This window comes from Pseudomonas sp. GW822-FHT04H02 (assembly GCF_058800645.1).
Window position 1 is genome coordinate 329608 of sequence record NZ_JBXAMM010000004.1, and the last position, 14734, is coordinate 344341.

General features: G+C 58.3%; 8 protein-coding genes and 3 pseudogenes. All 11 read left to right on the top strand.

What is annotated here, in order from left to right; translation table 11 throughout:
* Positions 1-23 precede the first annotated feature (23 nt).
* The 11 genes and pseudogenes from AC1RMG_RS18990 to AC1RMG_RS19040 all read left to right on the top strand — a co-directional run bounded on the left by AC1RMG_RS18990 (position 24) and on the right by AC1RMG_RS19040 (position 14624).
* Positions 24-521, top strand: coding sequence for a GlcG/HbpS family heme-binding protein (locus tag AC1RMG_RS18990; RefSeq protein WP_493169922.1), 498 nt, complete (start codon positions 24-26; stop codon positions 519-521).
* Entirely contained in the window at positions 518-2059 is a 1542-nt protein-coding gene (locus tag AC1RMG_RS18995) for an MFS transporter (protein WP_011061878.1), read from the top strand. Before AC1RMG_RS18990 ends, AC1RMG_RS18995 begins: the two co-directional genes overlap by 4 nt.
* A 152-nt stretch (positions 2060-2211) precedes the next feature.
* Complete coding sequence (locus AC1RMG_RS19000; protein WP_493169924.1) at positions 2212-3276, top strand: NAD(P)/FAD-dependent oxidoreductase; 1065 nt, start codon at positions 2212-2214, stop codon at positions 3274-3276.
* 118 nt (positions 3277-3394) lie between these two features.
* Entirely contained in the window at positions 3395-5140 is a 1746-nt protein-coding gene (gene poxB / locus AC1RMG_RS19005) for a ubiquinone-dependent pyruvate dehydrogenase (protein ID WP_493169926.1), read from the top strand.
* 78 nt (positions 5141-5218) lie between these two features.
* Positions 5219-5500 (top strand): annotated as a pseudogene (locus tag AC1RMG_RS19010) (ParA family protein); the annotation flags it as partial.
* Between the two features lie 35 nt (positions 5501-5535).
* A pseudogene (locus tag AC1RMG_RS19015) lies at positions 5536-5691 on the top strand (IS5/IS1182 family transposase); the annotation flags it as partial.
* A gap of 691 nt (positions 5692-6382) precedes the next feature.
* Entirely contained in the window at positions 6383-9166 is a 2784-nt protein-coding gene (locus AC1RMG_RS19020) for an autotransporter outer membrane beta-barrel domain-containing protein (RefSeq protein WP_493169928.1), read from the top strand.
* A gap of 810 nt (positions 9167-9976) precedes the next feature.
* Complete coding sequence (locus AC1RMG_RS19025) at positions 9977-12607, top strand: autotransporter domain-containing protein (protein ID WP_493169930.1); 2631 nt, start codon at positions 9977-9979, stop codon at positions 12605-12607.
* Positions 12608-12694: 87 nt separating this feature from the next.
* A pseudogene (locus AC1RMG_RS19030) lies at positions 12695-12878 on the top strand (transposase); the annotation flags it as partial.
* A gap of 236 nt (positions 12879-13114) precedes the next feature.
* Positions 13115-13633, top strand: coding sequence for a sigma-70 family RNA polymerase sigma factor (locus AC1RMG_RS19035; protein WP_011061887.1), 519 nt, complete (start codon positions 13115-13117; stop codon positions 13631-13633).
* Positions 13626-14624 (top strand): FecR family protein, encoded by a 999-nt coding sequence (locus tag AC1RMG_RS19040; protein WP_493169932.1) that lies wholly within the window; start codon positions 13626-13628, stop codon positions 14622-14624. Before AC1RMG_RS19035 ends, AC1RMG_RS19040 begins: the two co-directional genes overlap by 8 nt.
* Positions 14625-14734: the final 110 nt, after the last annotated feature.

Genomic DNA, 14734 nt, shown 5'->3' on the forward strand with positions numbered 1-14734 from the left:
CTTCACAGTAGAGAGCCTCTGCCATGCGCGTCAAACCCCTGTTTCTGGTAATGATCACCTGCTGCGTGCTGCAGACTGCGGCAGCCGAGGACAGCCGCCCCGTCGTTGCCCACAAGGCAATCCTTACCCTGGACAACGCCCAGCGCCTGCTCAGGGCCGCCCAGCAAACCGCCCAGGCCAAGGGCTGGCCCTGCGCCGTGGCAATCGTCGACGACGGCGGCTGGCCGATACTGGGCGCGCGCATGGACGGCGCCCCAGTGGTGGCCGGAGTCGAGCTGGCCCAGGGCAAGGCACGCACCTCGGCATTGTTCAAGCGGCCCTCCGGGGATCTGGAAAACGCCGTCAATGGCGGCCGCCCCGCCGCCCTCAGCGCCGGCCTGGTGATGATGAAAGGCGCCCAGCCGATCATCGTCGACGGCCAGGTGATCGGCGCCATCGGGGTCAGTGCCGACACCCCGGCCCACGACGATGAAATCGCCCTGGCCGCCCTCGCCACCCTCAGTCGGCAGGCCACGCAATGAACCGCTCCGTCAACCCGCGCCTGACCCTGCTCACCGCATCCGGGGTCTGTTCGCTGATCGTTCTGGACACCAACATCGTCGCCGTGGCGCTGCCGAGCATCGCCCGTGACCTGGGGGCCAACTTCGCCGATATCGAGTGGGTGGTCAGCGCCTACATGCTGGCCTTCGCCGCCCTGCTGCTGCCCGCCGGCAGCCTGGCCGACCGCTTCGGCCGCAAGCGCACCCTGCTCTGCGGCCTGGGCCTGTTCATCCTCGCCTCCCTGGGCTGCGGCGCGGCGCCCAACGCCCTGCTGCTGGACATCGCCCGGGCGCTCAAGGGGGTGGGCGCGGCGCTGCTGCTGACCTCGGCCCTGGCCTCCATCGGCCATACCTTCCACGACGAAGTGGAACGGGCCAAGGCCTGGGCCTTCTGGGGCGCCTGCATGGGCATGGCCATGACTGCCGCGCCCACGGTCGGCGGGCTGATCACCGAGTACTTCGGCTGGCGCTGGATCTTCTACTTCAACCTGCCGGTGGGTGCGTTGCTGCTGTGGAGTGTGCTGCGCAACGTGCCGGAATCCCGGGATACCCAGGCGGCGCGCCTCGACCCCTGGGGCAGCCTGGCCTTCAGCGCCAGCCTGCTGTGCCTGATCTGGGGCCTGATCGAGGCCAACCGCATCGGCTGGAGCCACCCGGCGACCACCACCCGCCTGCTGGCAGGCGTGGCGCTGCTGGGGCTGTTCGTGCTGATCGAGCGGCTGCAAAGCCGGCCCATGGTGGACCTGCAACTGTTCCGCCACCCGCGCTTCATCGGCGCCCTGCTGGGCATGTTCGCCTACGCCGGCTGTGCCCAGGTGATGATGACGCTGCTGCCCTTCTACCTGCAGAACGGCCTGGGCTTCTCGGCCATCGCCTCGGGCCTGGGCATGCTGCCCTTCGCCCTGACCATGCTCATCTGCCCGCGGATCGGCGCACGCCTGGCCGGGCGCTATGCGCCGGCCACGCTGATGGCCGCAGGGCTGACCCTGGTGGGCTGCGGCAACCTGCTCAGCGCCTGGGCGGTACACGCCGGGGGCTACCTGAACTTCGCCCTGGCAATCGCCGTGACCGGCGCCGGGGCCGGCTTGCTCAATGGCGACACGCAGAAAAACATCATGGCCTGCGTGCCGCGGGAACGCACCGGCATGGCCTCGGGCATGAGCACCACCATGCGCTTTAGCGCCATCATGCTGGCCATCGGGGTGTTCGGTGCGCTGCTGGCCAGCCATACCCAGCAGCTCTTGCAGGGCAGCCTGCACGCCGTGCCCGGGCACTGGCTGGAGCAGGCACCGGAGATTGCCTCACGGGTGGTGGCCGGGGATATGCAGGGTGCGATGGCCGGCTTGCCGCCCGATGCCCGGGCCCTGGTCGAGCCCCTGGCCCGGCAGGCCTTTGTCGGTGGTTTCGGCCTGGTGCTGACGGTGGCCGGGATGCTCGCCCTGCTCGGCGCCCTGGTGGTGGGCCGGCTGATGCGCAATCCACTGCCCCAGGCATCGGGGCTGACGCTGAAGCTGCAATAGCCCAGGCACTGCACAAACCGCTGCCGCGCCTGCGGCAGCGGTCCTGGCCCGCCCGCTTGCAATTTCACAACACTCGTTCAATTGCTGGGGCAATCCGCCACGGTTAAGGTGCGCCCTTCGCAACGCCCCATTGAATGGATAACGAGGTGAGCGTGAAGCCTTCAAGCGTGATCGTGGTGGGCGCCGGGATTGTCGGCGCCGCCATTGCCTACCACCTGGCCCGCCAGGGCGCGCAGGTGACCGTGCTGGAACAGGACAGCCCGGGCTCGGGCGTCACCCGCCACTCCTTTGCCTGGATCAACCCCCACGGCGAGTTCCCGGCAGCCGCCCGCGCCCTGCGGGCCCAGGCGCTGGCAGACTACCGCCGCCTGCAGCACGAACTGCCGGCCTTGCAGATCCGCTGGTCCGGCGCGCTGACCTACGGCGCGGCCGACCAGCAAGCGCCAGATACCGACGAGCCAACCGCCGAGGCCTCGACCCGGTGGCTGGACCGGGCCGGCGTTGCCCAACTGGAACCCCACCTGCAAGTGCTGCCGGAGCGTGCCCGCTATGCACCCGGCGAAGGCAGCCTGGACCCGGTGGCCGCCACCCGCACCCTGCTCGATGCGGCCTGCACCCACGGCGCCCGGGTGTTCGACCAGACCCGGGTACTTAGCTTGCGGGTCGAAGGCCAGCGGGTACTCGGGGTAAACACCGCCGCAGGGCTCCACCGTGCCGACCAGGTGCTGCTCGCCAGCGGCTGCGCCACCCCGGCCCTGCTCGCGCCCCTGGGTATTCAGTTGCCGGTGCAGGCCTCGCCGTCGATCCTGATCCGCGTCAATGCGCCACCGGGCCTGGTCAAGACCCTGGTCTCCAACAGCCAGCTGGAAATCCGCGAAGCGGCGGACGGCAGCCTGCTGCTGGCCGAGGACTATATCGATGCCCAGGGTCCACAGGGGCCCGAGGCCATCGCGCAACAGGCCCTGGCCAGCATCCGCCAGCTGTTCCGTGGCGCCCAGGCCATCACCTTGCGCAGCGTGGAAGTCGGCCAGCGGCCGATGCCCGGGGACCAACTGCCGATCATCGGCCCCAGCACCCGCTACCAGGGCCTGTACCTGGCGGTGATGCACGCCGGCGTGACCCTGGCCCCCACGGTGGCACGCCTGATCAGCCAGGAACTGCTGCACGGGCAAACCTGCGCCGAACTGGCCGCCTGCCGACCGGCACGCTTCGCCTGAACACCAGCCCCTGTCGCCACACCGCGGCAGGGCCTGCAAGATTTCACGGAATCATCCGCACTCGCCTGTTGTCCTCTTTTGATTGCACGACTTCTTAAGCGGACCGCAGGAGCTCTTCATGGCGAACATCACCATCGCCCAGCAACTGGCAACCACCCTTGAACAGGCCGGGGTCAAGCGTATCTGGGGGCTGACCGGCGACAGCCTCAACGGCCTCACCGACGCTCTGCACAGCATGCAGACCATCGAGTGGATGCATGTGCGCCACGAAGAGGTGGCCGCCTTTGCCGCCGGCGCCGAAGCCGCCGCCACCGGGCAACTGGCGGTGTGCGCCGGCAGTTGCGGGCCGGGCAACCTGCACCTGATCAATGGCCTGTTCGACTGTCACCGCAACCATGTGCCGGTACTGGCCATCGCCGCACAGATCCCCTCCTCGGAGATCGGCCTCGACTATTTTCAGGAAACCCACCCTCAGGAGCTGTTCAAGGAGTGCAGCCACTTCGTCGAACTGGTGAGCAACCCGGCGCAGATGCCCGAGGTGCTGCACCGGGCCATGCGCAGCGCGATCCTCAACCGCGGCGTGGCGGTGGTGGTGATCCCCGGCGACGTGGCCCTGCAGCAGGTACCCGCCGCCAGCAAGCCATGGCCGGCCCTGCACGCACCGCGCACCCTGCCCGCCCCCCACGACCTGGACAAGCTGGTGGAACTGCTGAGCCAGAGCAAGGCCGTGACCCTGCTCTGCGGCAGTGGCTGCGCCGGTGCCCACGATCAGGTGGTGGCCCTGGCCGACGCCCTCGGCGCACCGGTGGTGCATGCCTTGCGCGGCAAAGAGCACGTGGAATGGGACAACCCCTTCGACGTCGGCATGACCGGCCTGATCGGCTTCAGCTCCGGCTACCACGCCATGCTCAACTGCGACACCCTGGTGATGCTCGGCACCGACTTTCCCTATCGCCAGTTCTACCCCAGCGACGCCTGCGTCATACAGATCGACCGCAACCCCCAGGCCCTGGGCCGGCGAGTGCCGCTGGACCTGGGGATCGCCGCCGACGTCGGCGAAACCCTCGCCGCACTGCTGCCGCGCCTGCCCTATAAGGGCGACCGCCGCTTTCTCGAAGAATCCCTCAAGCACTACGCCAAGGCGCGCCAGGGCCTGGACGACCTGGCCCAGCCCTCGCCCGCTGGCCGGCCGATCCACCCGCAGTACCTGACCCGGCTGCTCAGCGAACTGGCAGACCAAGACGCCATTTTCACTGCCGACGTCGGCACCCCCACGGTGTGGGCCGCGCGCTACCTGAAAATGAACGGCCAGCGGCGCCTGCTGGGCTCTTTCAACCACGGCTCCATGGCCAACGCCATGCCCCAGGCCATGGGCGCCCAGGCCGCCTTCCCCCAGCGCCAGGTGATCTCGCTGTCCGGCGATGGCGGCTTCAGCATGCTGATGGGCGACTTCATCTCCCTGGCCCAGCTCAAGCTGCCGGTGAAGATCGTGGTCTACGACAACGCCTCCCTGGGTTTTGTCGCCATGGAAATGAAGTCCGCCGGCTACCTGGACACCGGCACCGACCTGCACAACCCGGACTTTGCCGCCATGGCCAACGCCATGGGCATTCTCGGCCTGCGGGTGGAAAACTCCGAAGAACTGGAAGGCGCCCTGCGCACCGCCCTGGCCCATGACGGCCCGGTGCTGGTGGACGTGGTCACCGCCACCCAGGAACTGGCCATGCCGCCGGCAATCAAGCTGGAACAGGCCAAAGGCTTCAGCCTGTACATGCTCAAGGCGGTGATGAGCGGGCGTGGCGATGAGGTGATCGAACTGGCCAGGACCAACTGGCTCAAGGGCAGTTGGCTCAAGATCACCTAGGAAGGGTCTATACCCCAGGGAATACCGGCTCCTGCGTCACTGCAGCCTCTAATGAGCCAACATTAGAGGCGTGCATCCATGAAAATTGCTGCAGTAGCATCCACCGAAGCTGGCATTGGGAAAGCCACCACATCCGCCGGTATTGGCGCCTTTTTCGCCGATGCTGGCCTACGGACCCTCCTCTTCGATCTGGATCCTATACAGCCATCCCTCTCTTCCTACTACCCTCTGATAGAAGAGGCGCAGGGCGGAATCTACAACCGGCTGACGTCAAACATCACCGATCCTCAGCGCATCATTTCTGAAACATCGATTCCCAATCTTTCCCTGATTTTTTCCAACGATATTAATAACCAGTTGCCGGCCATATTCGTGAAGCTGCAGGTCGATGAGCAAGGTTGTTTGATCGCCCCAAATACCGGCTGCGCAACATCATTGAGCCCATGTTCAGGCGGCCGAAGGAAAACCGCCGCATTGTTACGCGCTTCGACCAGCTCGCGAAAAGCTAAGCCGCGATGGCCTCACTGGCTTGTGTCATGCGGAGGTCATGACATTACTTTTCGTACAGAACCTAGCCATCTCTTAACTGCAGGGGCTTCATGAAGAATCAGGACTCCACTTAAACAATGGCTCTTAAATCCCATTGACTCCGCCCAGCCCCCCTAAGAAAGGCCCAGCTCTGCGATCGCAACCATGTCATTTCTGCCGCCCCTCTACTCGGCATACGAGATAGAACACGAACTAGATAATCATGATACTTCTGCAAACAACGCTCCCACCAAAGGTTAAAACCTGAACTGGGAGGGGACAAAAACAAAGAAGCTGGATCGCTCAAGGCCGTATTAGCTTACTACTCTGGAGTCAACAGCATCGAGAGAAGGCGCGGCGAAAAGATGTGAACTCCCTCGAAAACGGTTAACGCCGCATGCGTCAAGCCGCACAAGCACAGAGGGGGCATACACCTAGCTATTGATGCAAAATTTCAGATTATTCTCATATAACCATCAGATAATTCTGATATACATTCACGCTGACTTTATAAAATTTATTTCCATCAAACCGACTCACATGACTAAAAACCAACATCTACAGCCCTAGCGGACTGCATGAACAACTGAGAGACCATCATCAAGTGGCAATACAAGTGCCTTTAAAGTAAGCGCTACCATAACCAAAGGTCTCTGAAGAGACTCTGACTAACAACCTAGTAATACTTGGTTAGTTAGCCCGCATGAAACTCGCATGCGCACACTCAAAGGCAGCACGTATCTCAAAAAAATTAAGCATCAGAATGAGCCGTTTATGAAGAGAAATCTGCAAGACCATCAACTCAACCGATTCTGTGTCGCAATACGCATGACTTGTTTCTTTCTGGCCTCTGCAAGCTTGACCGCTTTCCCTGCGTCATCTGCTTTTTCTGAGGAGATTATCTACCTGGGAAATAATTCTGATTTAAAAGCTGACCCAACTGGGAACACATCACTCCCGAAAAGCAGTCTTTTTCCATCTAGCGCCGCAAACAATAGTGTGACCGTCGGCAACAAGAATGCCACAACTCAAGAATCTTGGAATACCAATAGCACGCCCCAAAGCGCGCCATATGTAATTTACGGCGGCGTTGATGTACGCGGTGCTGGTGGCGGTGCTAGTGCAGACATATACGAAAACAAGATTTTTATCAGTAATGTCCAGTATGACTGGAGCGGCCAAACAGCACCTAATGCTGAAAAGTTTAGTTCAGGAAATGGCGGAGACGTTGGAGGCATGGGCGGTGGGAGTGTCTATGGAGGTTTAAGTATCGGCGGAAATGGTGGTAACGGAACCAGTCGCATAGGAGGCAACGGTGGCTCTGTTTATAACAATCACATAACACTGAATCAGGTTTCTTTAGGGGGCGCAGCTGGCGGCACAGGAGGTTCCCGCGACGGTGGGAATGGTGGCGGCGGTGTTGGCGGCATGGGCGGCGGGAGTATTTATGGTGGTTTAAGTATAGGCGGCGCCGGCGGAGGACTAGTAGGTCACGGAGGTGATGGTGGCGCCGTTTATAATAACTATTTGAGTTTAAGCGGAGTAACACTTATAGGCTCAAAAGGTGGCGATGGCGGATCAACAAATGCAAGCTCTGCTTCTGGCGGCGTTGGTGGCATGGGTGGGGGTAGCGTTTATGGTGGGCTTAGCATAGGCGGTACATCGGGCCTTGATGACTTCATGGATCTTACACCCGGCGAAGGTGGTGCGTCAGGATCAGTCATTAGAAATCATTTAATATTGAATAATGTGACACTGATCGGTTCGACAGCAGGGATTGGAGGGGCTGGAGACTCTTACATGGGGGGTAACGGCCTGGATGGTCTCAATGGCGGCAGTATATATGGAGGTGCGAGTCTAGGTGGAGCAGGTGGGGACCAAGGTGGTGCGAGCGGCAACGTCACTGACAACACAATAGTACTCTCCGGAACCTCATCTATTTCTGGCGACATATACGGAGGGTATACCCGTGGTGGCGCGGCAAACATTGATACAGACACCCTCAGCGCACTCGGCGGAAACGCCACTAACAATACCGTAACACTTGAAGGTTCTGACTTGACGATTGCTGGCTCGGTCTACGGTGGTTACAGCGTTGACGGTGACGGAACTGTTCAAAACAGTCGAGCCTTTACAGGTAACACTCTAAACCTTTATGGCTACAGAGGTTCTCTGACAGGTATCTACAACTTTGAAAACTATAATTGGATCTTGCCTAAGGACGTGGTCAACAACGATACCTTGATCCGTATAACAGGTACCGACAAGGTCCAGCTCGACAATACCCAGCACACCGTAGCGATGGAAAACGATGGTACGCGCCTTAATGCAGGTGACATCGTGACGCTTATCGATAAGGCTGAGGGCACGCCTACACTTACAACCAAGCAGATTAAACAGGGCCACTTCATCATTTACGATGCAAGCCTCAAGACCAGCAATGATGCGCTTGTGCTGAGCATTGACGGAAAGCAGGACTCCACGCCTGCCGGTCGCATCAATCCCACTTCAAAAGCCTTTTTGGAAGGTCGGGCAGCATCCCTTGCCTTCACCAATCAAGGCGCTGACCTGATCAGTGACTATGGGATCAGTGCTGCTGGTTCAAGTGTTAAACGAGCCCAGCGAGAGGGTATTAACCTGACTCCATTTGTTGTAGTCAATGGCGGCTCCAGCCGATACAACACGGGGTCTCATGTTGATGTACGTGGTTTCAACCTGCTCTTTGGTGTGGCTACAGGCCTTGAGCTTCAAGACCAAAGCGCTATTACCCTGGGTGTCTTTGCTGAACGCGGCGACGGTAACTACGACAGCTACAACCACTTCTCTGATTACGGCTCCGTCCATGGGACTGGCAATGTGCGCTATACCGGTGGTGGTGCGTTGTTCCACATGGATGTTGCCGGGACTGCTCTGAGTAAAAAACCCTCGTCGGTTGAGCGTGGACATGAAGGTCTGTACTTGGATGGGTCGGTACGTACCGGTAATGCCGACATGAGCTTTGACAGCAATGACCTGACGGACGCTGAAGGAGTTCGTGGCAAGTACAACCGAAAGTCCAAGTACTACGGCGCCCATGGTGGTGTAGGTTACGTCCTGAACATTGATGAAAAACAGTCAGTCGATGTATATAGCCGCTACACTTGGACGCGCCTGGACGCAGAAAAAGTCAATATCGGCAAGGACAAGTTGAGCTTTAACACTTCAGAAAGTTCCCGCCTCAGGCTGGGTAGCCGCTACACATATGCCTATACACAAAAAATAAAACCCTATGTAGGGGCAGCCTATGAGCATGAGTTCAAAGGTGATGTTTCAGGCAGTGCCTATGATCTTTCAATCGAGAAACCATCGCTCAATGGCAACACCGGTATATTTGAAGTGGGTGTAAGTATGAACCCACTGGGGTCTGACGCGGCGCTTAGTATTGATCTGGGTCTACAGGGCTACGTAGGCGAGCGCGAAGGTGCCGCAGGTACGATTAAGGCTAAGTACGCGTTCTAATACGACCGTCCGATGCAGTCTCTACGGTGCCACAGGAGCGCCGTAGAGGCTGAAGTTTTCGAGAACACACAGTTCGACAGTTGATCACTTTGACCTTCTCGACATATCGAAAAGCGTGTGATGTTCATCTCGACCAGAGCCATCCCTAAAAAATTTCTCCGTATAGCAAGTCTACCCTCACGCCGCTAAACCAACCCGCCCTCCAACTTCAGAGCGAGTGCCCGAAGTTTAAAACCAAGTTAATACTAACCGCAGACCACAGGAAACCGAGAATACCTTGTGAGACACCACCCGTTGCCTGATGGATGAATATAGCTGAATTCGGCCATACCAGTTCAATAACAGCGCGGCACCCACTCAGCACGAAAAATACTTAATTCGCGCGCGGATTACCCCCCCTAAAACACAGAAATCTGCCAGCAAGTTTCTAGGCCTTTATCCCAACTAATTTAGCGCCCTACCCTACAAACCTCCGAAGCTTTTTCTAATCAAAAAAAACGGCTGCCCAACCCTAATCACGTACTTTAAGAATATTCTTGTTTTTTTCCAAGATCCTTCCTGATAGTTTTTCCGCACAAAATATTCAATTAGCCAAAGCTTATATCCCCATACAAAAAACAGTATTTTCGCCTACGCAAAACAAACTAACAGCAACAAATCAAGAACACTATATTAACAACTACACCATACGAGAATATCAATAATGCCAACTAGAGAACTCGAAGATCAACAATATTAAAGCGCATACACCATACAACTTAACAATTAAAAGCAGCACCTACAACCCAGAGAAAAATGAGTTGAACAGCCATGGAAAAATTTAGAAAACTCTTCACATTTCGCCTTTCAAGTCTCACCACAGCTATCTCTACCTCGATCTTTATTTCCTACGCATTTGCTGACGGCGGGGAGGCAGGTGCAAACGGCAATAACGTCTTTGCCGGCGGCTACAGTCAGGGAACTTCTGGCGTCAATGATACTAATGATACTAATGGTGGCAATGGTAATGATGTCTCTGGTCACACTGTCACAAAAGAAAGTGTAAGCATTACAGGAACCGACGGAGGCAATGGTACAGAAGCTGATGACTATACCGGTGGCGCAGGCGCGGGAGGCGCGGGAGGCGGCTCTGTCTTCGGCAGTTTCAGTTCTGGGGGGACAGCTGGATTTCCCAATACCGACATCGATGCCAACGGAGGAAACGGGGGTGAGTCTTCTCATAACACCATCAACCTGACCGAAGTCGAACTCAACGGAGGAAAGGGGGGGAATGGGGGGGACTCATCTTTTGCTGGTAATGGCGCAGGCGGTCTAGGAGGCGGATCTGTAGTTGGCGGATTTAGCTCAGGAGGTGCGGGAGGATACATCAACACCAACGGCAACGCTAACGGCGGCGGCGGCGGCAATGCCTCCTACAACACCATCAACCTGACAGATGTGAAACTCAACGGAGGAGATGGGGGAAATGGAGGAAACGCTTCTAGCACGGCAAATGGTGTAGGTGGTATGGGAGGCGGCTCTGTAGTTGGCGGTTTCAGTAGCGGGGCTGCCGCAGGAAGTTCCAACGCTACCTACGGTAGCAACCATAATAGTAACGCTAACGGCGGAAGCGGTGGTGAAGCCTCCAACAACATTATCACTCTGACCAATGTCACCCTTAACGGTGGAGCCGGTGGTTCTTCTAGCGACCCAGCTATTGCACCTGGGCAAGGCGGCGGTTCTGTTTTTGGCGGATATAGCTCCGGCGGCGCTGGGGGAAGTGCCAGCGCTAACAACACCCTCCTCAGCTCCGCAACCGGAGGACGCGGCGCTAATACCTCAAACAACATCATCAGCCTCTCAGGTAAATCATCCATTTCTGGCGATATCTACGGCGGCTACAGCCGTGGGGGCGCAGCGGGGACCATTTGGACTTATGCTAATGGTTTGATTCAAAGTGCCGGCGCCCCTGGGTCAGGCGGCAATGCAACCAATAACACCGTAACACTTGAAGGTTCTGACTTGACGATTGCTGGCTCGGTCTACGGTGGTTACAGCGTTGACGGTGACGGAACTGTTCAAAACAGTCGAGCCTTTACAGGTAACACTCTAAACCTTTATGGCTACAGAGGTTCTCTGACAGGTATCTACAACTTTGAAAACTATAATTGGATCTTGCCTAAGGACGTGGTCAACAACGATACCTTGATCCGTATAACAGGTACCGACAAGGTCCAGCTCGACAATACCCAGCACACCGTAGCGATGGAAAACGATGGTACGCGCCTTAATGCAGGTGACATCGTGACGCTTATCGATAAGGCTGAGGGCACGCCTACACTTACAACCAAGCAGATTAAACAGGGCCACTTCATCATTTACGATGCAAGCCTCAAGACCAGCAATGATGCGCTTGTGCTGAGCATTGACGGAAAGCAGGACTCCACGCCTGCCGGTCGCATCAATCCCACTTCAAAAGCCTTTTTGGAAGGTCGGGCAGCATCCCTTGCCTTCACCAATCAAGGCGCTGACCTGATCAGTGACTATGGGATCAGTGCTGCTGGTTCAAGTGTTAAACGAGCCCAGCGAGAGGGTATTAACCTGACTCCATTTGTTGTAGTCAATGGCGGCTCCAGCCGATACAACACGGGGTCTCATGTTGATGTACGTGGTTTCAACATGCTCTTTGGTGTGGCTACAGGCCTTGAGCTTCAAGACCAAAGCGCTATTACCCTGGGTGTCTTTGCTGAACGCGGCGACGGTAACTACGACAGCTACAACCACTTCTCTGATTACGGCTCCGTCCATGGGACTGGCAATGTGCGCTATACCGGTGGTGGTGCGTTGTTCCACATGGATGTTGCCGGGACTGCTCTGAGTAAAAAACCCTCGTCGGTTGAGCGTGGACATGAAGGTCTGTACTTGGATGGGTCGGTACGTACCGGTAATGCCGACATGAGCTTTGACAGCAATGACCTGACGGACGCTGAAGGAGTTCGTGGCAAGTACAACCGAAAGTCCAAGTACTACGGCGCCCATGGTGGTGTAGGTTACGTCCTGAACATTGATGAAAAACAGTCAGTCGATGTATATAGCCGCTACACTTGGACGCGCCTGGACGCAGAAAAAGTCAATATCGGCAAGGACAAGTTGAGCTTTAACACTTCAGAAAGTTCCCGCCTCAGGCTGGGTAGCCGCTACACATATGCCTATACACAAAAAATAAAACCCTATGTAGGGGCAGCCTATGAGCATGAGTTCAAAGGTGATGTTTCAGGCAGTGCCTATGATCTTTCAATCGAGAAACCATCGCTCAATGGCAACACCGGTATATTTGAAGTGGGTGTAAGTATGAACCCACTGGGGTCTGACGCGGCGCTTAGTATTGATCTGGGTCTACAGGGCTACGTAGGCGAGCGCGAAGGTGCCGCAGGTACGATTAAGGCTAAGTACGCGTTCTAATATGACCGTCCGATGTAGCCTCCCTTAACGGTCTGATCAAGCAGGACATCCATTCAGACGAGAATGCTCGCCAGATAGAAGTGCCTGATGACCGAGCAGAGTCGTTCGTGTTCCGCTGAGTTCAAACGCGAGGCCGCAGGCCTCGTGCTTGACCAGGGCTTTAGTCACGTCGAGTCCAATCGTTCTACGTGGAGTTGTCGAATCTGCGCTACGGCGCTGGGTTAAACAGCTTCAGCAAGAGCACGATGATGTAGCTCCCAAGCAAAGCGCATTCATGCAACTTAAGGCGAGATCTACCACCTGCTGCGGTCAAACGTCACCGACCCTCGACGCATCACTTCTGAAACGTCCACTCCTGCTGTTTCCCGGTTCTATCCAACGGTATCAATAACCAGCTGACCACATTGCTGCCGCAGGCGACGGTGCTTGTCAGTGTGTAATCAGTGTTGTTGATAATCATTTGCAGTTGCGGATAGAATTCCGCCCCCTGGTCTGATCCCGCCTTGAATGATCGCCGCCGTGTCTTATCTCAGCGATAAACTCGAGCTCTACCTTTCCCACCGTACCGCGCTGGTCGACTATTCGGCGCCCATTGTCGGTTGTCGGGCTCAAGCCGAAGAAGTGGTCCAGGAGGCCTGGCTGCGCTTCTGCGGCCAGGCCGATAGCGCCGCCCAGCCGAGCAACCCGGTGGGCTACCTGTACCGCATCGTGCGCAACCTGTCCTTTGACCTGCTGCGGCGCTCGACCCTGGAAAATCGTCATCCCGATGGCGCCGATCTGCTGAACGAGCTGCCCTCGAGTACGCCATCACCGGAGCATCAGGCGCTGCACAGCGACCAGTTGCGCCTGCTGCAAGATGCGCTGGCACTGCTGCCGGAGCGCACGCGCCGGGCCTTCCACATGCACCGCCTGCAACACCTGACCTTCCAGGAAATTGCCGCTGAGCTGAAGATCTCCTCCAGCTTGGCGCACCAGCTGGTGCGTGACGCACTGACCCACTGTGCGGAGCACCTGGCCGATGACTGATACCCCCTTGCCTCAACCTGTATCCGGTTCACTGAAGGACGACCCCGTGTGGCAGGCGGCGATGGATTGGCTGCTGCAATGCCACGCGGCGCCGGATGACGCCTTGCTGCAACAGGCCCATGCGCGCTGGCTGGCCGCTGACGAGCGCCATGCTGTCGCCTGGCGCAAGGCCGAGAAAGTCTGGTTGCTCAGTGGCGGCCTGGCGCCGCTGGAACCACTCGTGCCCCAGCCTTTGCCCACCCCGCTCCGGGCTCGGCGCAACAGGCCGCGGCGGGCACTGAAGGCGCTTGCACTGGCGGCCTGCCTGCTGTTGCTGGCCGGGCCGACACCACCGACCGCCCATACCAGCCCAGCCGGCGAGCACCGACAAGTGCTCTTGAGTGACGGCAGCCGTATTGAACTGGGCAGCGACAGCGCTATTCGAGTGGACTTCGAACCGGGTACGCGGGCGGTCACCCTGCTCAGGGGGCAGGCGTTCTTCGAGGTCAGCCACGATGCCTCGCGCCCGTTCACGGTGCAGGCTGCGGACGTCAAGGTCAGGGTCATAGGGACCGCGTTCGACGTGGACCTCAGCCGCACCGCCGTGGTGGTAGCCGTACAGAGCGGCGCTGTCCAGGTTCGCGATGGGCGCGGCGAACTCGCGGTGCCGGCCCTGGGCCCGGGCGATAGCCTTCGCCTTGGCCTGGACCAGGGCCCGCCGCAGCGCGGTCGGCGATTGCCTGGCCAGGTTGCCCCCTGGCGCCAGTGGCAGTTGCTGGTCAATGACCGGCCACTCTCCGAAGTGGTTGAAGCGCTGCAGGACTATTACCCCGGTGTACTGCTATTGACGGACCCTGCTCTGGGCGAGCGGCGCATCACCGCTTCGCTGAACCTGCGCTCGCCAGTCAGCGCGCTGCAACTGGCGATCGCTCCGTTGGGTGGGCATCTGCGGCAATGGGGCCCCTACCTCACGCTGATCCGCAAAGAGCCGCAAGTGCCGGCAAAACAATAAATTTCAAAATTTTCTGGAAGTTCTCGATCGCCGTTCGTTTATTGCCCCGCTGAGTTAATCATAATTATTCTCACTAGCATGTGCGTATTGTTCGCACTGAACGGGGAGTT